This is a genomic window from Paenibacillus sp. GL_099_B (assembly GCF_057835695.1).
Genome location: NZ_CM174430.1, coordinates 4,391,282 through 4,416,695 on the forward strand (window position 1 = coordinate 4,391,282; position 25,414 = coordinate 4,416,695).

Here is a 25,414-nt window from a genome sequence, read left to right on the forward strand (position 1 = left end):
CATGGACAAAAAGTGTATGAGAGTGCTTAAAAAGTTATATTTACACGCCAATGGTGATTATGACAGAGCACGAGAAGTAATGATCTATCAAACGGATACACTAACTGCAGCAGAACAGGAGCTATTGACTGCACAGGGCTGGGTGGCTAATGATCTCGAGCTGATCCACCATGATGATATCCTTCAACAACTAATCGCTTTCCAGCAGAATGAACGTCTTTCCTGGTCCACGATTACCCAAGCATTTATTGCAGGTGTCGGGGGCAGTTATCCACGAGGCATATCTACGCTCGCAAGCTACCATATGATGATTCACTCGCAGATGCATTCTTATGAGGAGACTGAACAGTTCCTTGCTTGCAGAGTTTGCGGTTTCAGTCATAGCGATGAGGGCTGGAAGAATCTATCCAATATCCGTTACGCCCTTCACCAGGGTTATGATTACAGTGGGTCAAGCGTAGGTGCATACGCCGATCTGACAGAATTCATCAACTTACTTGAGAAGGAACCTATTAAACCGACTCCCGAGGATATCACCATATTCAATCAACTGCTTTATATGCTGGATCAGGCTGAAGACGAAGAGTCTCCGGGGAAATTTGAGAAACGACTCACTGCAGAGAAATTGGTCAAAGGACACGCCGGGATTCGCCGAAGTATTCTTCAAGCGCTGTCCAGGGTAGGTGTACTGCCCAATCAGGTTCTCTCCCTCAGTACAGACCATTGGAACAACAACGAGCATATCCTGAACGGTGAGTTGCTGCTTAATAATACCAAAGGCCGCTCTGATATGGAGATGCCTTGGGCGGGCTGGCAAGGTAAACTTGGCGTCGATTGGGACAAAGTGCGCAAGCTGTTTGGACACGTGATTCAAGTCAAAGAGTGAACGGCTAGCCCGTTATAAATTAATATATTGTTCTTTCAAACAGCTTAATCCAGATACAAAGAGGAGTTTACCATGCACAAAGTTAACCAGCTTTCAATTGACCCTGATGTTCTGAACCAGGGTACTGGCATATGGATTGGCGGAGAAATCGCATATGTTACAGATTGGCCGCTTAATCAGGAGAGCCAACCCCTGTTGCATCTGTTCTCCATTGATTGCAATACACTTTTACAACAGCTGCATGTCCCTTCGTTGCCACCCGGGAAGTACATTTCGGTCTTCTCCACCTATTCCGCTTCGGAATACTTTTTGGATCAGGTAACCTATACGGGGGATGAGTTGGAATGGAAGGAGAATATTCTCGCTGGATGTACATACGTATCCGTATCTTCAGAGCCGCTAACTTCCGTATGTCCCATTCAATCCATTCCTTTATGCGGAGTAGGATTGACGGAAATAGAGATAGAGGAACAGGATTTCCCTGATCCCTATCAGGATATACTGGGACTTTCCGATGCTAATGGATATTTGTTATTACGAACTGGCCCTGCGTCTGCTCAGGCACCCTTGGAAGGAATTTTCTTTGTGCAGACTGCTTAGTGTGGGACGACAGCTTAAGTTAAATCATATTCGGATTAATGTTCCCGAACGTCAAGAAGTTTCCTGTCTATTACAGACAAGGAAACTTTTTTTGCTTCGACACGAAATCGTTTTAGGTTGAACATTGTGTGAGAAAGATCATTCATTCGTCAAAAGTTAACATTATTTTACAATAAAAAGCATGTACAATTGCATAATTATGGTATAAGTTATATACGAAAGAAACATTATTTACATAATATAAAATTTATATCCATCTTAGGAGGACAACTTATGAGAAGAATTTTCGCTTTAAGCTGCGGTTTTTATCTGTTAATCGGCATAATCAGCGTTGTACTCGGTGCACTTCTACCCGTTTTATTGACACATTATGAGCGTGGTTATAGTGATGGCGGATTTTTGTTGTTTCTGCAGTTCCTCGGTTTTCTTGTCGGGGTGCTCGTTGCTCCTTCCATGACTGCCCGCATCGGCAGAAAATCCATGTTAACCATCGCATTGATCTGTATTGTGGCCGCCTATGCCGTTCTCGGATTCTTGCCATCCTGGACAATCGTTCTTCTTCTAACCATTATTGTCGGGTTTGGGTCTGGCATCATTGAGCCCTCCGTTGGTGCGTTTACGATAGAATTTACGGAAAATCAGAAAGCAGTCGCAATGTCCAAGCTTGATGTGTACTTTGCCCTTGGAGCACTTCTCATTCCGGCAGTCGCTGCCTTATACATTTGGCTGGATCTTTGGCATCTTACGTTTTATACCGTTTCCGCGTTATCCCTTATTCTCATGCTGCTATGGGTGACCATGCCCTCCTCCGCCGCTTCTTATTTGAAACAAGCTGGTGAAAATACAGTTGGACATGCAACAGGCAGGGCCCAGTATTCCAGAAAACATCTGGGGCTGCTCACGATCTTCGTTATCTTTTTCTTCGTTTACATGGGTCTGGAGTTAGGCCTGATGAACTTCCTGCCTTCCATCCTGGTCGAACGATTGCAGTTACAGGAGTCTGTCGCTTCACTCAGCGTATCTATCCTATGGATTGCTATGATTATCGGTCGTCTTTTTTCCGGAAAAATTGCTGAAGCCGTCAACTACATGCCTTTCCTGATCTGGAGTACGGTAGGTACACTTTTGTTCGCCGTTGCCATGGTATTCGTAACAGGCCAATGGGCAACATACCTGCTAATCTTCGGAACCGGATTGTTCATGTCAGGACTGTTCTGTATCGCACTGGTCTATGCCAACATTCTGATTCCGGGCATGACTGAGCGCACAACCAGCATTCTGATTGCATCAGGCGGTATCGGTGGCGCCATCCTGCAGTATGTAACCGGATGGAGCATGAGTGCGTGGCCTGTAGTAAACACGATCTGGATTTTGGCCGGATTTTGTCTGATTCTGCTCCTCACTCTCGTACTCTCTTATCTCTGGAACGTAAGGAACAGCACCGTAAGTGGAACTCTCGCACATCAAAGTAAAGAGATTTAAACGTTGCTTCTTGAGAGGGGTGATGCCTGCGTAAACCGGAATTTTTGATCTTCGTTCAGGCTAGAACATTACATTTATGGAGGGAATCATATGCAAACCTTAACCAAAAACCGTTTCAGAACCGGACAAGGGATTAAGTTGATTGACGATGCAGGCGTTGAATATCTGGATGGTGTCTCCGGTACGTTCAACCTGTCACTGGGCTACAATCACCCGCATGTCGTGAGCAAAATTCAGGAACAAGTCGGCAATCTGACGCATATGTCTTCCTCCTTCACAGAACCGTATGTGGATGAAGTGCTCGATCATCTGATTGAATATGCTCCAAACGACATCAATGCCGGATGGATGCGGGATATTACGGGCTCAACCGCCAATGAATGTGCCACCAAAATTGCACAGAAATACACGCAATCCACAGACATTATCAGCCTGTACCTGTCCCATCATGGTCAGACCCAGTTTGCAACAGGGATTTCGGGAAATGCCTTCCGGCGGAAACGGTTTCCAAATTCGGCTGTTGCCAACTCCGTTCATGTGCCTGCACCATACTGCTATCGTTGCCCATTCAAATCCTCAAGCGGAGACTGCGGATATCAATGCGTTGAAGCTATCTCTGATGCCATAGAATATGCGAGTTCCGGCTCAGTCGCCTGCATGATTATTGAACCGATCCTCGGCAATGGCGGCAATATCATTCCTCCTGCTGGTTATTTCAAGCGCCTGCGTAAACTGTGTGATGAGTACAATATCATTCTTATTGCCGACGAAGTACAGACGGGAATCGGACGTACCGGGTATATGTTTGCCAGCGAACTGTTCGATATCCAGCCTGACATGATTACCCTTGCCAAAGGTCTCGGTGGTATCGGTGTGCCTGTTGCTGCGGTATTGATGCAGTCCCGATTAAATGTACTGGAAAAGCATGAACATTCCTTCACCTCAGGAAGCAATCTGATCTCTGTAACCGCAGCCAAATCTACCCTGGAGGTTGTATCCGAACCCGGATTCCTGGATGACGTGAAACGCAAAGGTGAAATTTTAGGTGGATTACTGCAAGATTTGGCCATGAAATATCCAAGCATTGGTGAAGCTCGCGGAGTCGGCCTGATGTGGGGATTAGAAATGGTGGGTGACAATAACGAACCGGATACGGATAAAACCAACGCCATTATCGACCGTGCCTTCACGGATGAGCATCTGATTTTAAGAGGATCACGTTACGGCTTCGGGAACGTAGTTAAGGTCAGACCATCGCTTACCACAACAGAAGATGAGTTGGTTGAAATTGTAGAGCGACTCGATTCGGTGCTTGCCAGCGTTCATTAATACGTAATTCAAATTACACTCGGACACTACGCTAACAGAACAACCTTTCGATCGCTGTTATCCCCAGATTTTTTTGATTCCCTTTTTCAGGGGAAAATCCGGTGATAAAGGCGAACGCTCCGCTTCTCCATTTTTGTTCTGTTCTCTTCGTTATCGTGTAATCTGAATTACATTTTATATTATTATAAGGAGGTTTTATCATGTTAGCATTGGTATACAAATCGGCTTGGGATGTAGCGCTTGAGGAACGGCCTGTTCCGGAAATCACGAGAGATAATCAGGTGTTGGTTCGAATCCGGGCAACGGGTGTATGCGGTACCGACCTCGGTATTGTTAGCGGTAAATACCATGCGGTTCCTTCCGTCATTCTTGGTCATGAATCCGCCGGGGAAGTTATTGCCGTGGGCTCTGCTGTAACGACACTGCAACCGGGCGACCGGGTTGTCATCGATCCTACCTATTATTGCGGGCAATGCGACATGTGCAGAACAGGCAGACAAAATCACTGCACACATAAGTCGGTTACGGAGACAGGTGTGAGTGCTGACGGTACATTTACGGATTATTATGTAACCGAGGACCGCTTTTTGTATAAGTTGAAGGACCATGTGAGCTATGAGGAAGCGACCCTGACTGAACCACTGAGCTGCATGCTTACAGGTATTAATCAGATCCATCTACTGCCGAATTTTAGAACAATTATCCTCGGTGCGGGCCCGATTGGCATTCTATACAGCTACGCACTCGCTTCCAAAGGTGTCACTGGCTGTCTCGTCGATATCTCCGAAGAACGCTTGGCTATTGCAGGTTCGATTGCACCGGACCGCTGGGAGGTTCATTCATCCTTTGAAAATGCGATAGAGTCGCTGGCACCCACAACCAATCAGGTTGATATGATTGTGGATACGACAGGCGTCGTGGGCACACAAGTGCTTTCCCAGCTCGCCAGCGGCGGTTATCTCATGCTGGTTGGTCTGAGAGATGGAAACACATCGTTCAATCCCAAGGAAGTTGTGGACCGCAGTCTGAAAATCATTGGTTCCATCGACTCCCTGGGCACATTCGCAACAGCACATTACATGATTGAGCAACAAATTATCCCGGCGAAAAAAATTATCACCCACTCGTTCCCGTTGGAGGATTACGAAGAGGCATTCCGCACGCTCGGCTGCGATATACAGGGACGCACACTTCAAGCTTCTTCACATGCCATCAAAGTGGTGCTGCAATCCAGCGGCTCCAGTATCTAATGTAGCAAGTTAATCATGATTGAGATAAATTAGAGATAATTGCTTACAGAATCCTGGAGGAGGAATACAACATGGTAGCAAACAAGGAGTTTGACGGGCTGGGAGAGTCGAAGGATGACAGCATTCAGGCGGTCATTTTTGACATGGATGGCGTACTGATTGACAGCGAACCGATTTATTTCGAGATTGAACGCAACTCTTTTGCCCATTTTGGAGCAAAGATGACGGAGGCGGAACATCACACCTATGTTGGAGTTACGCTGGAATCGATGTGGCGGCAAGTGTTGGACAAGCACCAGTTGACCGCTACCGTGGAAGAAGCCCTCGCCTACCATCAACATAATGTGATGCAGACGATGCTGGCTCACCCGAAGCTGACGGCCATGCCTTCCGTAGAACGCTGGTTAAGCTGGCTGCATGAGCAGCACATTCCGATAGCCGTTGCTTCTTCATCTCCACGTGCACTGATCGATCTGATCATGGACAAGACCGGACTTGGAAAATACTTTGAGGTCCGAATGACAGGTGAGGAAGTTTCGAACGGCAAACCGGCTCCGGATATTTTCCTGACTACAGCTGAAATGATTGGAGCATCCCCTTCGAACTGTCTTGTCATTGAGGATTCGCGCAATGGCGTTCAGGCCGCCAAAAGTGCAGGTATGCGCTGCATCGGATACCGTAATCCAGGATCAGGTGACCAGGACTTATCCAAAGCCGATCTTCAGATTTCCAGTTACGATGAGTTATGGACGCTGAAAGATACACTTCCGTTGGAAGGCCGATCTCCAAGCTTGTCGGAGATGAACTAAGATAAAATAAATAACCCAAACGGCTTCAATTCCTTGGAATTGGAGCCGTTTGGGTTTTGCTTGCTGCAAATTTAACGCGAGGACGCAAACTCGAATATCGTCTAGACTGAAATATCCAGACTTCCACCCAGATTGGGATGAGGAGCCGGAACCGACTTTAACATTTCTGTTAGTTGCTGACCTTGCTGCTCCGCCATGTCTTTCGACATTGACATGACTTGCAAGCTCGCCGACTGTGACACTGAGACTTGACTCATAGCCATTGATAATGCTGCAATATCCATGTTCTGCACTCCTTTCGTTTTCTGGTCAATAAGCATACCTATTTTATATCGGTCAGATGGGAGAAAATATGTAATTCTCTCCTTCATGTTCAAAAACTTAACATTCGCCCTAACCCAAATATTTCAATACCCCATCTGTTTCCTTCGCTCTCAGGGTTACTTTGGCTAATAACTGTTCAGGTTGCTGAAAATCCTCTTTGATCTCTGCCATCATTTCCTTTACCAACTCTTCAAGTTGCGCTAATGTTGTTTCTTTAGGTAAAATACGAGTTCTTGCGATCTCATGTTTACGAAAAGAATCGTCGCACGATGGTACTGTTTCCTGACCGAATGCACTAATTTCTAGCTCAACTTTTATTCCTTCAGACATTGGTTTCACCTCTTCCACTCGTTTGGGGTTGATTAGGACTCAATCAATCCATATTTCACAAAACTGTGGTACAAACCATCTTCTTCAATAGTTCCAGTTATATCATCTGCAATGGCTTTGAGACCAGGCTTGGCATTGCCCATCGCAATCCCTACAGCACAATACTCCAGCATCTCGGCATCATTCATGCCGTCCCCAATGGCGAGTGTATCTTCACGTGACATGCCCAAGTGTTTCAGCAAATCTGCAATAGCAATAGCTTTATGAATGCCTGGGATCATCAGTTCACCGCTTCCTTCACCGAAGATAGGCACCGTGCACTGAATGACTTCGAATTTGCCTTCGAACTCCTGCTTGATTCGATCGAACGGAATTGTAGAGCTTTCCAGAAAACAAACCTTGTTAACGTCATCCTTGTACAAGTCGGCTTCACCATACGTCAAACCAGCAATAAACGGATGTGGCTTTTGTTCTTTTTTCACTCTGGCATCTGGATCATTCTCTACATCACCATAGATGCGGCGTTCCAGATGAGATTGAAGATTGGCGCTGGCGTACAAGGCCGAATTCGATTCCAAGTAGAAGTCAATCTGGTGTTCATTGAAGAAATCGACCATATGCCGTACATCTTCAGCCGTTACCCTTTTGTGATACAGCACATCCTGACCGAACTCAACATATCCACCACCGGCACCGATCAGACCGTCAAATCCTACTTCCCATATAGAATCGTAGATTTCCGCCTTCGATCGTCCTGTACATAAATAAAGCAGATTTCCTTTTTCACGTGCCTGTTTGCACGCCTGTTGTGCAGACAACGGAATGTTGCCATCATCATCTACCAATGTGCCATCAATATCTATAAAAACAATTTTGCGATTCGTTGTACTCATCTCGTATCCCCCATTAAAGTAATCCAAACGCATCACCCTATATTCCCCTTCGGTATCCGCAGTTCCTACATCAAAGTAAAAAAAGTCATAATCACTTATTTTATAGCAACTTGTCCATATGCACCGTCTGCCAATCATCGTCCTGCTCAACAACAACCACATATCCCTGCCGTTTCCAGAAATCGACGGCTCCAGGCAAAAAGCGATGCGTATGTAAATACAACGTTGTATAGCGCAGCTCTGCCACCACGTTCTCCAGTTCTCTTACGAGGAGTGAACCGATGCCGTATCTGCGATATTTTGAATCCACATAACATTTCACAATTTCGGCGGCAGACTGCTCAGGGTATCGCCCATTCACAACTTCGATACGCCCATCATAAGGCAGGATGCCAATGGAACCCACAATCTCTTTGTCTTCCGTGACCGCAACCAGAAAGACAGCATCGGCTGAATCCAGATAACGTTCTTTGAATTGCTCCAGATCTACTGGTAATTCCTCATGATCCAACATTGGAAATACTTCTTTGCGGACACGCATGGCAAAATCAATTGCATCATTCATTTGGTGCTCCTGAATAGCTATCACTCTCGGTACGGCCTGAAGATGTGTCACAAAATCCACATTCCTTATCCTTAGATTCGAGCCTTTTCAGCTCCGTATACGAACCCAACTAAGCGCAAGTTCGCTCTCTGCTTACAATTCTACCGAAATAAACTCTTCCTATCAATCTATCTAAACTACTAACCAAAATAGAAGAAAGCCCGCGCGATTTGATAGAGATCGCATACTATAAGGCGTGTCATCAATCAAATTCGAGGGGGAAGAACATATGTGGTTATCGCTAGGAATCTCTGCTGCAGCCCTGCTGGCATTGGGTTTCGCCTATCGTTATGTGGAAGATAAACTTGCAGCCAAAAAGTTTCATCCCCACGCACCCAAGCAGCTGTTAATCAAGTTCAAGGAAGGTACGACAGCCGACGAGATGCACACCCTGCATAAAAAAGCAAAATGCAACGTAGCCGAAACGTATGAAGATCTGGGCTGGTATCGCATGGAATCAAGAAAGAAAATGCAACGTATGTTAAAGCACTACAAGGACCATGTGCTCATCGAGCACGCTGAACCGAACTACTACCTTCAGGCATCGTTTACACCAAATGACCCTTTTTTCCCTTACCAATACAACCTGCCAAAAATCAATGCTCCTGCTGCCTGGGATATTTCCCAGAGTAACAGCTCGGTTAAAATCGCGATCATTGACACTGGCGTGCAGTTAAACCACCCTGAGCTTGCTGGCAAGCTCCTTCCCGGATACGATTACGTTGATTATGATAGTATTCCCGAAGACGGTAACGGGCACGGCACCCATGTAGCTGGAATTGCGGCTTCTATAACAAATAACGGAGTTGGCATTGCAGGTACGGCACCACTCGCTTCGATTGTCCCGCTACGTGTATTGGACAACAATGGACAAGGTACAACGGGCAACGTCGGAAACGGACTTGTTTACGCGGCCAACAACGGTATTCAAGTCGTTAACCTGAGTCTCGGTGGACCAACGGGAGAGGCTTTTCTTCAGGCAGCTGTGCAATATGCATGGGATCGGGGCGCTGTCATCATCGCAGCAGCAGGTAATGATAATACTTCTTATCCGATTGTACCTGCATCTTACCCCAACGTCATTGCGGTTGCTTCAGCCAATCCTTCCGACCTCAAATCGAATTTCTCAAACTATGGATCATGGGTAGATATGGATGCACCGGGTGATACCATTCTGTCCACATACCTGGGCGGCTCTTATGCCTATCTAAGCGGAACGTCCATGGCGGCTCCCCATGTAGCGGGAGTGGCTGCATTACTGGCTGCCCGCGGGAAAACCAATGCGCAGATTCGCGATGCCTTATGCTTCGCATCCGATCCCGTATCCGGTTCTGGTATTTACTGGACGTATGGGCGACTGAATGCCTATCAGAGTCTGCAAGTGCCATAACACAATTACATTCACTCATAATGGCATGGATCATCGCCATTTCCATTTCTCACGAATAAAGAAATAAAAAAACCATGGGGCTTCTATCGAAGCCCCATGGTTTGAATAAGTTTATTTGGTTCTACACTTTTGCTGCCCAAATTTCGATTTCAATTTTAATTTCGGGTAGACCTAACTCCGTAATATATCCAATTGTCATCGCAGGATAATCATGACTGAATAATTGTCCCCACTCAGCGTATAAGAAATCCCAATCGATTTTCTCCGTTGCCCATACGTTAACTTTGATAATATGTTCAGCATCTAAACGCTCTGATTCGAGCACTGTTTTAATATTATTGAATGTATTCGTGACTTGCTCATTCAGACTGTCCGGAAAGTGTCCGCTACGATCTGCTCCAATTTGACCCGACGTCACGAACAACTCTGCATTCCTCGGAATTCTTGTAATATGCGTGTACTGTCCTACAGGAGCTGGCATATTAGCTGGATTTTTTCTAGTAATTTTGTCGGTTTTCATGTTGATTACCTCGTCATTCTTAAGATTTTTCTGCGGTATTCCCTAGTTTTCTTCCTAATTTGGGCACACTTCTCTCTTGGAATAGATTCTAGAAAAAGACAGCAGTGGAGTATCCATATCCCGGAGATATAAACGCAAGTGATTTTTTCTTCATGATTGGATGCTCCTCCCTTCTTAAGTGACAAGATTCTCTTGATCTTTTCATTATATATTTGAAACAAATTATGAGTCAAATTCATCCTTCATAGCAAAGAGCAATCCCGTGTGAACGAGACTGCTCTTTGTAATATTCAAAAGGGACTACACCTGGAGTTAAAAATATTGCGCCCCATTATTGGCAATAACCCCTTTGTACCAATGGAAACTTTTCTTTTTCACTCTGCGAAGTGTGCCGCTTCCATCATTACTCCGGTCTACATAAATGTAACCGTACCGCTTCTTCATCTCCCCGGTACCCGCGCTGACCAGATCAATCGGTCCCCAGCTCGTGTAACCCAGAAGCTCAACCCCGTCCTGAATGGCTTCAGCCATCTCGGCAAAATGACGATTCAGATAATCAATGCGGTAATCGTCTTCAACGGTGTCATTGTCTAGTAAAACATCCGTTGCACCAAGCCCATTTTCCACAATAAACAATGGTTTGCCATAGCGATCATACAGCTGGTTACAGGTAATTCGAAGACCCTTCGGATCAATCGTCCAGCCCCATTCTGAAGCTTGAAGATACGGATTCTTCACTGAACCAAACACATTGCCCTCGGTCGAATCCTTCAAAATCTCTGGATCGGTACTTGTACAGCGGCTGGCGTAATAACTGAATCCGATATAATCGACTGTATTCTGCATGAGAATATCTGCATCTTCCGGCTGCATATCAATCACAATTTCGTGTTCTCTGAAGAAACGCTTCGTATACCCAGGATACGCTCCTTTGGACTGAACATCGATAAAGAAGAACGACTCCCGATCCTGCTCCATGGCTTTCCATACATCGTCTGGATTGGAAGTGTACGAATAGACCATGCCTGCTGCTAGCATGCAACCAATCTGTGCACCTGAAATGATCTCGTGACAGGCTTTCACAGCCAAAGCACTAGCAACCAATTCATGATGCGCCGCCTGATAGAGAACCTGCTCTTTATTCTCACCTTCCTGGAGAACAATACCCGCTCCAATGTACGGAAGATGCAGCAGCATATTGATTTCATTAAACGTCATCCAGTATTTCACCTTGTCCTTGTAACGATCGAACAATGTCTTGGCATAAGTCTCAAAGAAACCAATCATCTTACGGTTCTTCCACCCGCCATACGTTTCGACCAGATGTACAGGGACATCAAAGTGACAGATTGTGACCACAGGTTCAATATTGTACTTCAATAATTCGTCGAAGACATCATCGTAAAACTGCAATCCCGCCTCGTTCGGCTCAGCGTCATCGCCATTAGGGAAAATCCGTGCCCAGGCTACAGAGAGCCTGAAGCACTTGAATCCCATTTCCGCAAATAGTGCGATATCTTCTTTGTATCGATGATAGAAATCAATCGCTTCATGCGAAGGATAAAACTCGCCATCTTTGGGCTCATATGAATCGACATTTCCCAAAGCAATCGGGAAGCGATTAGCCCCCGTGGGGATCAGGTCAACCGTAGTTAACCCTTTGCCACCTTCAAGATAGGCTCCTTCAACCTGGTTCGCGGCCGTTACTCCTCCCCAGAGAAAATTCTCCGGGAAGGCTGTTAATTTTTCATACATTCACGTCTACCTCCTATCCATAATGAACGTTCATTTAACCGAGCACTGTAAGCAATTTGTCTTTCTCTTTCACAGATGCATCCTTCGTGCCTACTACATCCAGATAATTGGACGTGTTCGTAATAATAATCGGTGTAACCGTCTCATATCCGGCATCCTTGATCGCTTGCAGATCAAATTCCATGATCAGATCGCCCACATTAACGCGGTCGCCATCTTTTACATGAGCTGTGAAATGCTGACCTTTCAATTGCACAGTATCCTGTCCGATATGAATCAGCATCTCAACACCATCATCAGTGACAAGTCCAATGGCGTGTTTGGTGCGATATACCGTTTGTACGACACCCATGATTGGAGATACGACTCTGCCGCTGGTTGGACGAATCGCAATCCCTTTACCCATATGCTCTCCTGCAAAGGTAACATCATTGATCTCTTTCAGTTCAACCACTTCACCAGCCATTGGGCTGAAAATTTCATATCTGTTGTTCGGGTTTGGATCAAGTACAGGTGTTGGCGCTGGAACTGCGTCTGCTTTGTCTTTGAAACCAACAACATACGTAAGAACAAAACCAAGGATGAACGCAACCGCTGTAGCTACAAGAGCCATGTAGAACCCGGAATCAACGCCTGTTTTTGAGTTGATGAAGGTCGGATAGCCGAATACGCCAAGTCCGCCAAACATGTACATTTTCGATCCGAATAATCCTAGAATTCCGCCTCCAATACCACCTGCGATACAGCTCATGATAAATGGTTTTTTCAGTGGAAGTGTCACACCATAGATGGCTGGCTCAGTTACACCGAAGATCCCCGAGATGAAGGCTGGAATACTTAATGATTTCAATTTGGCATTCTTGGTTTTTAACATAACAGCGAGTACTGCACCAATTTGGGCAAAGGAAGCGGCGAAAGACATCGCAACCACTGGGTCAGAACCGGACGTACTCAGGTTCAGAAGCATGACTGGTACGAGTCCCCAGTGAAGACCAAACAATACAAACACTTGCCACAAACCGCCAATGACCAAACCTGTAACGAGTGGGCTTAATTCATAGATGCCTGTTGCTCCCGCACCAATCAATTGACCTGCCCATGTGGATATTGGACCAATTACAAGGAATGTTGCAGGAACGATAACCAGCAGTGTGAAGAATGGAACCAGGAACGTACTAACCACTTTAGGAATAACATTTTTGAAGAATTTCTCTATTTTCACTGCAAAGAATGTAGCGATAATGATCGGAATAACTGATGATGAGTAATTCATCAGGATTACAGGAATACCCAAGAACGTAATGTGAATTGGTGATTCAAATAATGTACCTGCGAACAACGTATACAGTGGATCACCCGCAGTCAAACCGGACAGCGTAGGATATACGAGTGTAGCTCCAATCGCCATACCGAGGAACGGTGAGCCGCCAAATTTTTTGATGGCCGTATAACCCAGGAATACCGGGAAGAAGTAGAACAGACAGTCGCCCGTTGCATTCAGCAGATGGTACGTACCTGATGTGTCCGCTATCCATCCGAAGGATAAAAACATGGCTGTAAAACCTTTGATCATCCCCGTCGCAGCCAGCAGTCCAAGCAGCGGAGTGAAGACACCAGAGATCATATCGATAAAGCGACTAAACAAACTCCCCTTGTTACCAGAACTTTCCTGTTCTTCTGGAACCTGACCCTCAGCAGGCAGATTACCAGCTTTTACAACAGCTTTATATACATCCGGCACTTCATTGCCGATTACGACCTGATATTGTCCACCACTCTGCATGACGGTAATGACACCCGGCAGATTTTTAAGTTCTTCCGTTTTTGCAACGCTTTCATCTTTGAGTTTAAAGCGCAATCTCGTTACGCAATGGAATACACTGTTTACGTTTTTAGCTCCGCCTACACCAGACAAGATGTCTTTGGCCAGTTGATCGTAGTTCATAGTAATTCTCCCTCTCTAAGTAGACTCCCGATGCTTGTGAAACAAAGAAAACCTGAACTACTGAACATACACAACGCACCGAAAAATCCGGAAACAAGTCGTGATATTCAGCAATTCAGGTTTTGCCCTTAACGGTTGCAACCCTGTAAGGCTGTACACAGCGATATTCAGTTGTAGCATTAACAACTTCATCTTATAGTAAGTTGCAACCCATCTTTACGGACCCAGAGTGGTCGGAAGTATCGGAATTGCCTGATTGAACAGTTACAATCCGATTGATGTATGCGCTTACTTTATGGATTCATAATATAATAACTTCTAATCTTTTGCAAGCGTTTTTTTAAGAATCTTTATTTTGTAATATCGTTACTCTGAAGTGGCATGCACCACACGCTCAATATGAATGGTTAAATACATCATTTCTTCGTTAGTCAGTTGATACGTGTAGTTATTTTCAATGAATTTTCTAATCTTCTCCGAGCACTTGTGCGCTTCAGGATACTTTTTCTGAATCATCTCGAATAACTCATCGTCGTTGTTGCTCTTATAATGCTTGCCTTTTACCAGCCGTTGGGCGAAAAACTTCAGATGAGTCACAAATCGATAATAATTCAATGAGTTCTCGTCAAAGTCCATTTTGAAATGATATTTGATGATCGTCAAAATCTCCTGCATGACCTGAGTCATGCTTCGGATGTTAGGCATCTCTTCGTTAAGTGCTGCATTTACAAAATGAAGTGCCATAAACCCCGCCTCATCTTCCGGCAAAAGCACACCAAACTGATCACAAATCATATTTAACGCTTCCAGCCCTACCTCATATTCGTCCTTGTAGAGTTGCTTGGTCTCCCACAGCAGTCCATTACGGATGGGCAGATTGTTACGATAACGTTCAATGGCAAAATGAATATGATCCGTCAGATGCAGATAGATACTCTCGTTTAGCTTTTTCCCAAGCTTCAGCTTGGCATAGGCAATAATCTCTTCAGACACTTTCATGTATTCCAGTGGTATGCTCGCGATTAATGCCTTGAAATTTTCCTGAATATTTTCATTCTGTAAAGTAAATATCTTATCAATATGCTGCTCCGACACCTCATCGCCGGCTCGCTTCTGAAAAGCAATTCCCCGGCCAATAACGATGACTTCACGTTCATCTTTAATCGCAACTACAGCATTATTGTTTAACACCTTCTCGATCTTCACTTTATCCACTCCAATATACAGAAAAAGGCAAACCGTGCCTTCCATGAGGTCACTGGCCTTGCCCATTTCACTTCAATGTTAACTATATGTGCGTTCATGGTATTACATTTTTCTACATTGTGCAACAAAAAAATCGATGATGCTTTCCACCTAAAAAAACACTTTCTGAAGGCATAAATGAATCTGTTTATCTGCTTTGTATTTTTTTCTGTTTGCGAATAATCATTCTGTATCTATCTACCTTCCCATTATAAGTACTCCCTTAGCATGACATCTTATCCAGGGAATTATACTTGCACCCAGAGCTCCAGATCCAGAATTTCAATACCTGTCTGTATTAGATCTGTATCATTCAGCCTACTCCTCGCCTTCCACTTCGTCCATTAATAAACCAAAATTTATAGATACGTTCATGAACATTTTCGCGCCAGTTCAGATAAAAAGTGCTTGCACTTATTCACTATATTTTTGATTATATGCTTCTTAAAATCCTGTTGAATTCGGATCATAAATAAACAAAAAAGCCCTCCTAAGAGGAGGACTTAATGTGTCCGAATGATGAAAAATTGCATACAAAAAAAATAAATTATCATTATTTCGTCACGCTTTTCTCACTTTTTTGCAGACATATATCATCTCTCGAATCCATTGGCACCCTATTTCTCCCTTTTCGTGAAGTCGGTTCATCATGATTTATTCTTTTTGCTTTCCTTCTCCAGCTCTGCTTCGATTCTTCGATTAATGATCTTCAACTGGTCCGAATCCAAGTGTTCGATATCCGTTAACTGTTTATCGATCTGGTACTCTTCCGCTTCACCCTTGTGCATCAGTCCCAGATGATGCTTGATGGATTGAATATCCTCGCGCATACTCATGGTCTGACGATAATTGTCTGCAACAAGTGCAAATATAATCGCGCCTGCCAGAATCGTACCATATGGGATCAGAAGACACAGAACAAATCCTACTATTAAAGCCAAAATGATATACATGCTTTTCCCCTCCACTTTCAATTACAGTTTGAATCGTTCTTGGATCAGGTGCGCCACGTCTTTCGGGCTCTTGTCGGTGTTATTAATCCGAATATATTGCTCATACGTAATTTCTCCGGGCTCAGAGTTCAATCGATATTTCTCCATGCTCGAAAGCAAATCCTTCTCTGACCATTCGACATTACGCTTCGTTGCTTTGTGCAGCAGCCGATGTGGACTCTTGTTACGCTCCAGTCGTTCCGTCGGCTCAGCCTCCAGTTCAACATAACATACCTCTGCACCTCTGGACTCAAACAACGCACTGACTTTGCGAATATACTCCCAATCCTCTTTCATATCAAATGCCCACACAAATGTAAAAATCAAACCGGGCAGCTCGCTCTTCGCCACTTCTTCAAAAATCTCCTGACGGAACAGATTAACAAGCCTCTTTCCTTGAGATGTACCATAACTAAAATAAGGGGACACGAGTTCAATCGTCATATGATTGTGAAACAATTTCAGATCGGTGATCTTCTCCAATTCCTGACCCACCGTCATTTTTCCCACAGCCTGTGGACCAAAAATAATGATGAACTTCATCCCACCACTCCTGACATCAACGATATGTGTCCCATTACTTGAATTTTATGGACATTAGTCCATAATAACGCCTATTGGACAAATAAAAAAGAGATTTCAAGCCATCCGCTGAATGTTCAGGGCTTGAAATCTCTTCTTCGGTTTTACTTTATATTCATCGTTTCATAATCTGCCCAACGTTAACGTCCGATCAGAACCCATCCCCACTTCATTCGACGAAGCCCCATGGCAATCATCCATGAGAGTAAAATCGCCACAACATAAGACAGCATAATGCCAAGGCTGAAGTGTGGGGCGAGTTCCACGGTGAGTTCTCTTCTCCAGAACAACAGCACTAATGGATGTATTAAGAATACACCAAAGGCCACCGTACCCAAAGAGTTTAGAATGCGAGTTGTCCGATTAGATCCATTCTGTTTCCATGCACCCATTCGTTCACATACGATCAACAAGAGTAAGCAGGCCGAGAGGGTAAACAGATTACGGAATAGAAATAGCAGCGTATAGGTTAGCGCCGGAGTTGCGGCGAAAGCCGTTTTCACATAAGTATTGCCATAAATAAAGACTACTCCTCCGCTTAACAATGCAGCCATCAGCACATAACGGTACGAGAACAATTTCTTCAAAGCCGCATCGAAGTTCAACCCAATCCATGCACCGAATCCAATAACAATTAGGTAACTGGGCAATAAACTCCCCATCCGTGAGAAATGAAACTGCAAATGCAATGCGTAAAAAACAGCCTGCGCCGCAATAAAGAACAACGGTAAATATCGATTAAATAAACGATAACGAGTTAACGAAAGAAGCAGTGGAAAAACCACATAAAATTGCAAAATAATCAGAAAAAAATATAAATGCGTGTGTGCAGTACCGGTTAACAATTGCTCCGAGAACTGCTTCACATGTGCCAAAGGCTCTTTGCCTGCTAGCCATTGTTTGACGATAAAATAAATGAGTGACCAGGCCAGATAAGGCACAAAAACATAAAATAATCGCTTTTTATAAAAAGCAGGCATCCAGCCCTTTTCCTTCATCTTGGAGCTGTAATTGTAGAACAACACCAATGAGGACAGGAACAGAAATGCAGGTACGGCAAATTGCAGAAAGCTGTTCCAAAAATAATAAAAGTTATGATCCAACGTGTGCTTGGGATAATGTGCAACTGCTGTTGAAGTCGCATGAATGGCGACCACTGCCATAATTGCAAAAGCACGATAGAGATCCAGATACTCAATACGCCGGGGCCGATTAACCGGTTGATTCATAATAAAACCTCACTTATGCCTGATAGGATGATAGTTTCCGGCCGCAATCCAGATTCTAACCTTTATTTTAATCAGCAGACGTAAGTAATACAATCATGATCTATATTATTTTTGTTAAATTACAACAACATTCATCATTATTCGACATAAGCTAATTGCCTATCCAGAACCGCTCAACGATATTCCCGTCAGGCTCTACATAGTCTTGATCCTGGATGCCACCGTTACGAAGAATAACTCTTCTGGATGCCTCATTATGGGCATCACATACGACTAATACTTTGGTAATTCCGAGATCTTTGGTAATTTCCAAGGAAAGCTTGAGGATCTCCGCACCGTATCCATTCTGACGCTCGCCTGGACGAATTCCATAACCAATATGCCCTCCGCTATGGAACAGCTTCTCATTCAATTCATGTCGTATATTTACGGCTCCTACAACTCGATCACTCTCCGTCACAAGCCAGTATGTACTGTCCCTAACCCAGCCTTCCGGGATATCAATGCCTCGTTCACTGCGTTCCAAAAAAGCTAACATCTCTTCAAAAGGAAAGGGCTCTTTCGAAATGACCCATGGTACCATCGATTCTCCGCTTGCAACCCAGTCTTCATAAAATGCTACATACGTTTCTTTATATTCTGCTGAAGGTTTGACCAGTCTAACTTTTTCTTTGCTCATTCTAAGTACGTCCTCCTCACTCATATTAAGATATTGCTATGCTACTTCACCCTAATACACTAATTCACAGTCATGATGCTCCCAGACGTCGAACAAATTACCGTCCAAATCCTCAAAAGTAAAAAACTTTCCGTATATGCCCTCATCACTAACTTTGCCAACACGGACATGATCAGCAGTGAGTTCAGTATGGAGTTTAACGATATTGTCTGTAAAAAAGGTGATCACCCATCTCTTTTTCTGCTTCACTTGAAATACGGCTCTGGAATCATGATCACTTTCAATCAGATCGAGAATTGGCCTATTGTCTCTAAAGAGGCTGATATAGCCTTCTCTTGGCTGTCTAATATTAAATCCAAAATGGTTCACAAACCATGCTGCTGACTGCTCTACATTTTTTACAGGAATGACATTGTATGCAATACCCAATATTTTTCCAGTCGTCAAATTTATCCTTCTCCCTTCATTGCATTAATGAGTTGTAATCCTTGTATCGTAATGCAGAAAAGTGTCTCTATTCAAGTAAAAAAAGAGAACCTGCGTGTGCAGATCCTCTACTCGGGTCCAGCTTTCGCAATTATATTAGTTCACGATCCTGTTTGCAGATTCCTCTAATGCACACCAGTTATACTGATTCCACCTGTTGTGCGTGCACTTCCTGATCTGCTTTAATTACCTTGTATGTGAATTGATAGCTTCCTGATCCCAGAGCAATTCGTACATCCGATCCCTGCGTTTTAATTTCATGAATGTCCGCTACTTGGTCCACAGCTTTTCCGTTCTCCAGAACTGTCTGCACATCTGCTCCAGGAAGAAGGACCGTGCCCGTCGTATTGGCAGGAATGGTCACACGAACCTCCATCTCGTTATTATCGCGGCGATACCAGTTGGATGTGACAGAACCGTACATGGTCTCGAAACTCGCTTCGACCCACTCCAGTCCTGGTCCTGGTTTGGGCTCGATGTGTACGATGCGGAACCCGGGCTGTTGCTCATCTGTGTTAATTCCGGCAACATAACGATATAACCACTCCCCTATAGCGCCGTAAGCATAATGGTTGAAGGAATTCATGTCTGCACTCCACAGACTGCCATCCTCCCTGATTCCGTCCCAATGCTCCCAAACCGTAGTCGCACCTTGTGTCACTTGGTATAACCAGGATGGATAGTCTTCCTGAAAGAGCAGCGTATAGGCCAGATCATGATGTCCTGTATCACTCAATACCAGATTCAGATAAGGTGTTCCAACAAATCCGGTGGTCAAGTGGTTTCCAGCGTCCGCAACCAGTTTTCCCAATTGATCAATGGTACGTTTCCGAGCTGCAGAATCCAATAGGTCAAAATGCAAAGCAAGAACATGCGCGGTCTGAGTGGGGACTGCAAGTTTGCCCGCAGGTGTCACAAATTCATTTTGAAATGCAGCAACAATGTTGTCATGCAGATTATCATAATAAGTTACATCTTCCTCCTGCCCTAACACCTCAGCAGCCTTCCGTGTTAGAGAAACAGAATAGGCATAGAATGCAGTTGCTACAAAATCCTTATCTGTAGCCCCAATATAGCTGTCCGGCTTGGAATCCAGCCCGAGCCAATCCCCGAAGTGGAAGCCAGTATTCCACAAGTAAGGATTCTCTCCTTGAGCATGAATGTAATTAATCCAGCGCTTCATGCTGTCATATTGCTCGGCCAACAGCCTGACATCACCGTACATCTCGTAGATCGTCCATGGACAGATCACTGCGGCATCCCCCCAGGCAGCAGAAGAATGATTCGTGTCCCCCCATCCGTCTGACGTGGAACTTCTCAAATCAGGAACGTAGAAAGGAATGCCTCCATCCTCCCCCTGATCCGCCTGCAAATCTCTCAGCCATTTGGTGAAAAAAGGCGCCGTGTTCATCAGGTATGAGGATGTTCGTATAAACATCTGCGCGTCTCCTGTCCAGCCCAGCCGCTCATCACGCTGCGGACAATCTGTCGGTACGTCAACGAAATTCCCTTTTTGCCCCCACAATATATTGTGATGAAGCTGATTCACGAGTGAACTGGAGCTTTTAAAATCACCGGTTCGCTCCATATTGGAATGAAGAACTATACCAGTGAAATCCTCGAGCCGAATCTCGTCCGGAAATCCAATCAACTTCACATAACGGAATCCCTGAAATGTGAAACGTGGCTCATATGTCTCCACTCCACTGCCTTTTAGGGTATAGCGAATGCACTGCGTTGCACCTCGCAGGTTTTCAGTGTAGAAATTACCCTGATGATCCAATATCTCGGCATGTAGCAACTCAACCGTATGCCCCGTTTCACCCTGAATTCTGAATCTCACCCAACCGACCATATTCTGTCCCATATCCAGCACACGTTCTCCCAGTGGAGTTGTAAGCAAGGCGATAGGTTTAATTTGCTCTATTGGCGTTACGGGAACGTTCTCTTGTGCAATAATAATCTCCTTCGAGTAATCCAGCACACGTACTGGCGACCATTGGACTGAGGATGAATCCTGCCAATCAGATTCCATACGTGCATCATACGTTTCACCCATATAAATGTCCGAGCTGCGAATGGCGCTGGGGGAACTCTTCCAGTTTCGATTCGAAATAATATGTTCTTCTGAACCATCGGTATAATGAATATGAAGTTCCAGCAGCAAGCCTGCGTTCGTACCGTATATCTCCTGCTTTTTCTCCCATCCCAAATGTCCTTTGTACCAGCCATCTCCCAGATAAGCACCGAGTATATTCTGTCCATTCTGAAGCTGATCGGTAACATCATAAACCTGATATTGCAACCGCTTACTATAACTGGTCCAGCCCGGGGTGAAGTATGCTTCGCCCACTCGCTGGTTATTCAGATGAAGTTCGTACAATCCAAGTGCAGTCACATATATTCTTGCCGAAGCTACAGGCTTTTTCAGTTCAAACAAGGTACGCAGACGTGGGCAAGACTCATCCTGCTGAGAGGAAGGATCGACTGTGATCCACTCCGCCTGCCAGGCATCTTCACTACCCATGAATCCCGTCTCGAAATACGCTGTCTCCGACCAGTCCGATTCATCTCCTGCACGTTCCCAGGCACGAATGCGATAATAGTAGCGGGTTCGTGCTTCGGGCACCCAGTGCTCCAGTTCAACATGAATGGACTGATCAGAGCTTTTTTTGCCGGAATCCCACTCAATCTGAGCAAAATCTTCCGTCCGTGACAACTGAATTTGATAATCTGACTGTACACAATTTCTGTGATCGGATTGCAAATGCCAGCTTAATCTGGGTGACGTGATATCTAGTCCAATCGGATTTATTCTATACTCACAACGCAGATGACTTACGGTCAACATCAGAGAAACATCCCTTTCCATCGTGGTTTCCAATTCAAGGTTACGATATAATTATATCGATTCTGTGATCGGAAATACCCGGCAATGAGGACAGTTTAACCCGGTAATCTGGTCATTCCAACCAAGGAGGCTATTCCGTGAATCCAACCGTACAACTGTTCAAGAGTGAATCCTTTTTCCAGAATAATCTGAAGCTGTTCGTGAACCGATGTTCCGAGGATTTTGTGGTTCCTTTTCACGCACACGAATTTGTTGAGTATAGTTACGTGGCTGAAGGAAAGGGCTTTCACCACATTGGTGAAGATATTATTCCGGTACACAAAGGGATGTTATTTGTCATTCCGGTCGGCGTTCCTCATGTATTCCGCCCGGTTACAGCGAATGTATCAGAGCATCCACTCATTATCTATAACTGTCTGTTCAATTCCGAACTGATCCACACCCTGTCCATTATTATTCAGGAGGAGGAGATTCGAAACCATCTGACAGATCTGGAAAAGAATCGGGTTCCTTATGTATCCATCACAGATTACAGCCAACGGATGGAAGAATTAATGGTAAAGCTGTACCGCGAATCTGCCGTTCCGGGAATCGGCTCTTCCACGATCCTGTACACGCTTGTTAGTCAACTCGTCGTGACAACTTACAGGCAGATCCATCAAGCTACCTGCAATGAGAAGGAAAATGCGACTGATATGGAACATATCCTTCATTACCTGGACCAACATGTTAACGAACGAATCCGTCTAAGCGAACTGGTGAGTATTTCTGGTTGGAGCGAAAGACATATTGGGCGGATGTTTGTGACCCATACCGGGCGGTCGTTTGGTGCCTATCTGCAACATTTGCGCATACAAAAAAGCTGTGAATTGCTAAAGAATTCACAACATAAAGTCAGTTTAATTGCTGAACTTGTAGGTTACCGGGATGTAGATTCATTTTACGCCGTCTTTAAACGAATTACAGGAGAAACCCCGCAGGGCTATCGCAGGAACTTCAGAGCTGAACCATTGAATTAAGTGTTTCTGCCTTCCGTTCCTCTCTCAGGGTTCATCTCTTTACAGAATCAAACTTGCTCTCTGCAGCTTCTGTTTCAAGCAGACGATCCACATAAGACTTTGCACCTTTCCATGAGGTCATCAACGGAAACTGATGTTGCTCCCGTTCGTTTATATTCCATGGATGAGGGATACAGATGACTTTTTTTCCGTCATTCATCGCGGGTATCAGATTATGTGCTCCATCATCAATTAACAGATCGAAGTTAATCAAGTTTTTCCGTTTACAGGTTATAAACTGTTCTGGAGATATGTAGGGCATATGCTTCTGGAGCCAATTCCACTTCTCCACAACCGTTTTGGGCTCAGCCGCCGTTAGGATCAGCAGATCATAGGCTTGATGGAGCTTTTCCACCTCTTCTACTACATATTCATCGTAAATCTCCAGTTCCTCAAACAGCCCTGGCCGACCGTAAAATACATCATGCGTACATTCTGGATGGCGCATGTGGGATGTATCCCAATGTATCATATCCTCATATCGCAGCGGATGGGTTGGGAAGTTGATGTTGTTATGATAGATGGCTCGCTTGACCAGATGACATATTGTATCATCCATATCTACAGCAATAATAGGTTTCTTCATCTTTATCCCCTCCAATAGGATCACAGTATATCATCATCGTTGTAACAGCGCTATCCTTTTTGAGCTCAAAAAAAAGCGGCCCCTGCGCCGCAATAACTGCTGCGCAAGGACTGCCCCCGAAATCAACCCAAATCTTCGCCATTCGTAGCGATAACCTTTTGATACCAACCAAAGCTCTTTTTCTTATAGCGATCCAATGTGCCTTGTCCGTTGTCGTCTTGATCGACATAAATTACGCCATAACGCTTGGACATTTCCGAAGTGGACGCACTGATGATATCAATCGCACCCCAGTTGGTATAACCCATAAGGTCTACCCCATCCATGACTGCTTCTTTCATTTGTGTAATATGTTTTCTCAGATAATCAATCCGATAATCATCATTAATGGAACCATCGGCCTCTACCGTATCCTTGGCACCGAGTCCGTTTTCCACGACAAACAAAGGCAATTGATAACGATCATACAGCTCTTTCAACGCCACACGAAGTCCAATCGGATCAAGCTGCCAGCCCCATTCTGTACGCTCCAGATTCGGATTCTTAATCGTACTGTACAGGTTGCCCCCAGTTACCCCATATTCCTCCGGATTCACTGCGGATACCAGCGATGTATAATAACTGAACGAGATGAAATCAACCGTATGCTCTTTCATAATCGCTTCGTCTTCAGGTTCCATCGCAATGGAAATGCCATGCTCAGCCCAATAACGAGCCATAAAGGTTGGATAACTGCCTCGCACCTGTACATCGGTATGCAGCAGATTCAGCTGATTATCGATCTGAGCTTGCAATACATCCTCCGGCTTCGACGTTGCCGGGTAGTGAATCATGCGCGCAAGCATACAGCCAATCTGGAAGTCCGGGTTAATCTGACGCGCCTTCTGCGTTACCAGACTGCTGGCAACAAACTGATGGTGAAGTGCTTGATAGGAAGCTTGCATCACGTTATCGACACGATCTTCAATGATGCCTCCACCCGTGAATGGCTCAATAATGGTCGTGTTGATCTCATTAAACGTCAGCCAGTATTTCACCTTGTCTTTGTAGCGATTCATTACGGTCTCGGCGTATCTTACAAAATGTCCGATAACTTCCCGTCCTGCCCAGCCATTGTACTTCAGCACCAATGACATTGGCATTTCATAGTGAGAGAGCGTCACGAGAGGTTCGATATTGTGCTTCCGCAATTCGTCGAACACTTCATCATAGAAACGCAATCCTTCTTCATTCGGCTCTGCGTCGTATCCGTTCGGGAAAATACGCGGCCAGTTGATGGAGAGCCGGAATGTCTTGAAGCCCAGCTCGGCGAATAGCGCAATGTCCTCTTTGAAGCGGTGATAGAAATCAATTCCGTAACGCTTCGGGTACCCTTCCGCGCTGTGGTGAGCCATCGCTTTCTCAACCGTTGCACTGGTCACGTGCATCAGTTCTCTAAGGTTGGTGTAATCCTTCTTCTCAAAATAAGGAACCATATCCGCCGTGGACCAGCCTTTGCCCCCTGCATCAAATCCACCTTCAGCCTGGTTGGCGGCAATTGCGCCGCCCCACAGAAAACCTTCTGGAAACCCTTGTCGATTGATCATGCA

The 25,414-nt window shown here is 44.9% G+C and carries 24 protein-coding genes; 8 read left to right on the plus strand and 16 right to left on the minus strand.

Annotated features, from left to right (window positions below):
* Position 1: 1 nt before the first annotated feature.
* From AC3ITG_RS19840 to AC3ITG_RS19865, 6 genes are all read left to right on the plus strand, one after another.
* Positions 2–886 carry a hypothetical protein gene (locus tag AC3ITG_RS19840; protein WP_489251118.1) on the plus strand — a complete coding sequence of 295 codons (885 nt, stop codon included), beginning with the start codon at positions 2–4 and terminating at the stop codon, positions 884–886.
* Between the two features lie 72 nt (positions 887–958).
* Positions 959–1,486 carry a hypothetical protein gene (locus AC3ITG_RS19845; RefSeq protein ID WP_489251119.1) on the plus strand — a complete coding sequence of 176 codons (528 nt, stop codon included), beginning with the start codon at positions 959–961 and terminating at the stop codon, positions 1,484–1,486.
* 273 nt (positions 1,487–1,759) lie between these two features.
* The gene (locus tag AC3ITG_RS19850; protein ID WP_489251120.1) at positions 1,760–2,968 is read left to right on the plus strand and encodes an MFS transporter; all 1,209 of its coding nucleotides are present in this window, start codon (positions 1,760–1,762) and stop codon (positions 2,966–2,968) included.
* Positions 2,969–3,058: 90 nt separating this feature from the next.
* Complete coding sequence (locus AC3ITG_RS19855; protein ID WP_024630502.1) at positions 3,059–4,297, plus strand: aspartate aminotransferase family protein; 1,239 nt, start codon at positions 3,059–3,061, stop codon at positions 4,295–4,297.
* 200 nt (positions 4,298–4,497) lie between these two features.
* The gene (locus AC3ITG_RS19860; RefSeq protein WP_091000370.1) at positions 4,498–5,547 is read left to right on the plus strand and encodes a zinc-dependent alcohol dehydrogenase; all 1,050 of its coding nucleotides are present in this window, start codon (positions 4,498–4,500) and stop codon (positions 5,545–5,547) included.
* A 71-nt stretch (positions 5,548–5,618) separates the two neighbouring features.
* Positions 5,619–6,356 (plus strand): HAD family hydrolase, encoded by a 738-nt coding sequence (locus tag AC3ITG_RS19865; RefSeq protein ID WP_489251121.1) that lies wholly within the window; start codon positions 5,619–5,621, stop codon positions 6,354–6,356.
* Between the two features lie 101 nt (positions 6,357–6,457).
* Here AC3ITG_RS19865 and AC3ITG_RS19870 read toward each other — a convergent pair whose 3' ends face one another.
* From AC3ITG_RS19870 to AC3ITG_RS19885, 4 genes are all read right to left on the minus strand, one after another.
* Positions 6,458–6,640 carry a YjfB family protein gene (locus AC3ITG_RS19870; RefSeq protein WP_113052174.1) on the minus strand — a complete coding sequence of 61 codons (183 nt, stop codon included), beginning with the start codon at positions 6,638–6,640 and terminating at the stop codon, positions 6,458–6,460.
* Positions 6,641–6,749: 109 nt separating this feature from the next.
* Positions 6,750–7,010: a hypothetical protein gene (locus AC3ITG_RS19875; protein ID WP_489251122.1), complete on the minus strand. Its 261-nt coding sequence runs from the start codon at positions 7,008–7,010 to the stop codon at positions 6,750–6,752.
* Between the two features lie 32 nt (positions 7,011–7,042).
* Entirely contained in the window at positions 7,043–7,903 is an 861-nt protein-coding gene (locus AC3ITG_RS19880; RefSeq protein WP_489254502.1) for a Cof-type HAD-IIB family hydrolase, read from the minus strand.
* Positions 7,904–8,003: 100 nt separating this feature from the next.
* Complete coding sequence (locus AC3ITG_RS19885) at positions 8,004–8,528, minus strand: GNAT family N-acetyltransferase (RefSeq protein WP_489251123.1); 525 nt, start codon at positions 8,526–8,528, stop codon at positions 8,004–8,006.
* Positions 8,529–8,736: 208 nt separating this feature from the next.
* Between AC3ITG_RS19885 and AC3ITG_RS19890 the strand changes: the two genes are divergently transcribed.
* Positions 8,737–9,897: a S8 family peptidase gene (locus tag AC3ITG_RS19890; protein WP_489251124.1), complete on the plus strand. Its 1,161-nt coding sequence runs from the start codon at positions 8,737–8,739 to the stop codon at positions 9,895–9,897.
* A gap of 121 nt (positions 9,898–10,018) precedes the next feature.
* Here the strand turns inward: AC3ITG_RS19890 and AC3ITG_RS19895 are convergent, their stop codons facing one another.
* The 10 genes from AC3ITG_RS19895 to AC3ITG_RS19940 form a co-directional block, all read right to left on the minus strand.
* A complete protein-coding gene (locus tag AC3ITG_RS19895) occupies positions 10,019–10,417 on the minus strand; it encodes a RidA family protein (RefSeq protein WP_413372203.1) in 399 nt (132 codons plus the stop codon).
* A gap of 312 nt (positions 10,418–10,729) precedes the next feature.
* Positions 10,730–12,172, minus strand: coding sequence for a 6-phospho-beta-glucosidase (locus AC3ITG_RS19900; RefSeq protein ID WP_489251125.1), 1,443 nt, complete (start codon positions 12,170–12,172; stop codon positions 10,730–10,732).
* A 34-nt stretch (positions 12,173–12,206) separates the two neighbouring features.
* Complete coding sequence (locus AC3ITG_RS19905) at positions 12,207–14,117, minus strand: beta-glucoside-specific PTS transporter subunit IIABC (protein WP_063563112.1); 1,911 nt, start codon at positions 14,115–14,117, stop codon at positions 12,207–12,209.
* 366 nt (positions 14,118–14,483) lie between these two features.
* On the minus strand, positions 14,484–15,323 hold the full coding sequence (licT, locus tag AC3ITG_RS19910) for a BglG family transcription antiterminator LicT (RefSeq protein WP_063563219.1): 840 nt from the start codon (positions 15,321–15,323) through the stop codon (positions 14,484–14,486).
* Positions 15,324–16,009: 686 nt separating this feature from the next.
* Positions 16,010–16,315, minus strand: a complete 306-nt coding sequence (locus AC3ITG_RS19915) for a hypothetical protein (RefSeq protein ID WP_489251126.1) — start codon at positions 16,313–16,315, stop codon at positions 16,010–16,012.
* Between the two features lie 21 nt (positions 16,316–16,336).
* Entirely contained in the window at positions 16,337–16,897 is a 561-nt protein-coding gene (locus AC3ITG_RS19920) for a DEAD/DEAH box helicase family protein (RefSeq protein WP_489251127.1), read from the minus strand.
* A 179-nt stretch (positions 16,898–17,076) separates the two neighbouring features.
* Positions 17,077–18,165: an acyltransferase gene (locus tag AC3ITG_RS19925; protein WP_413372210.1), complete on the minus strand. Its 1,089-nt coding sequence runs from the start codon at positions 18,163–18,165 to the stop codon at positions 17,077–17,079.
* Positions 18,166–18,316: 151 nt separating this feature from the next.
* Positions 18,317–18,844: a GNAT family N-acetyltransferase gene (locus tag AC3ITG_RS19930; protein WP_489251128.1), complete on the minus strand. Its 528-nt coding sequence runs from the start codon at positions 18,842–18,844 to the stop codon at positions 18,317–18,319.
* Positions 18,845–18,895: 51 nt separating this feature from the next.
* Complete coding sequence (locus AC3ITG_RS19935; protein ID WP_489251129.1) at positions 18,896–19,291, minus strand: VOC family protein; 396 nt, start codon at positions 19,289–19,291, stop codon at positions 18,896–18,898.
* A 178-nt stretch (positions 19,292–19,469) separates the two neighbouring features.
* Positions 19,470–22,181 (minus strand): family 78 glycoside hydrolase catalytic domain, encoded by a 2,712-nt coding sequence (locus AC3ITG_RS19940; protein ID WP_489251130.1) that lies wholly within the window; start codon positions 22,179–22,181, stop codon positions 19,470–19,472.
* Between the two features lie 137 nt (positions 22,182–22,318).
* On the opposite strand from AC3ITG_RS19940, the gene AC3ITG_RS19945 reads away from it, so the two are divergent.
* Positions 22,319–23,200 carry a helix-turn-helix domain-containing protein gene (locus AC3ITG_RS19945; protein ID WP_489251131.1) on the plus strand — a complete coding sequence of 294 codons (882 nt, stop codon included), beginning with the start codon at positions 22,319–22,321 and terminating at the stop codon, positions 23,198–23,200.
* Between the two features lie 31 nt (positions 23,201–23,231).
* Here the strand turns inward: AC3ITG_RS19945 and AC3ITG_RS19950 are convergent, their stop codons facing one another.
* Together AC3ITG_RS19950 and AC3ITG_RS19955 are read right to left on the minus strand one after the other, a co-directional pair.
* Positions 23,232–23,825 (minus strand): 5' nucleotidase, NT5C type, encoded by a 594-nt coding sequence (locus AC3ITG_RS19950; RefSeq protein ID WP_413372215.1) that lies wholly within the window; start codon positions 23,823–23,825, stop codon positions 23,232–23,234.
* A 122-nt stretch (positions 23,826–23,947) separates the two neighbouring features.
* The gene (locus AC3ITG_RS19955) at positions 23,948–25,411 is read right to left on the minus strand and encodes a glycoside hydrolase family 1 protein (protein WP_489251132.1); all 1,464 of its coding nucleotides are present in this window, start codon (positions 25,409–25,411) and stop codon (positions 23,948–23,950) included.
* Between the last annotated feature and the right edge of the window lie 3 nt (positions 25,412–25,414).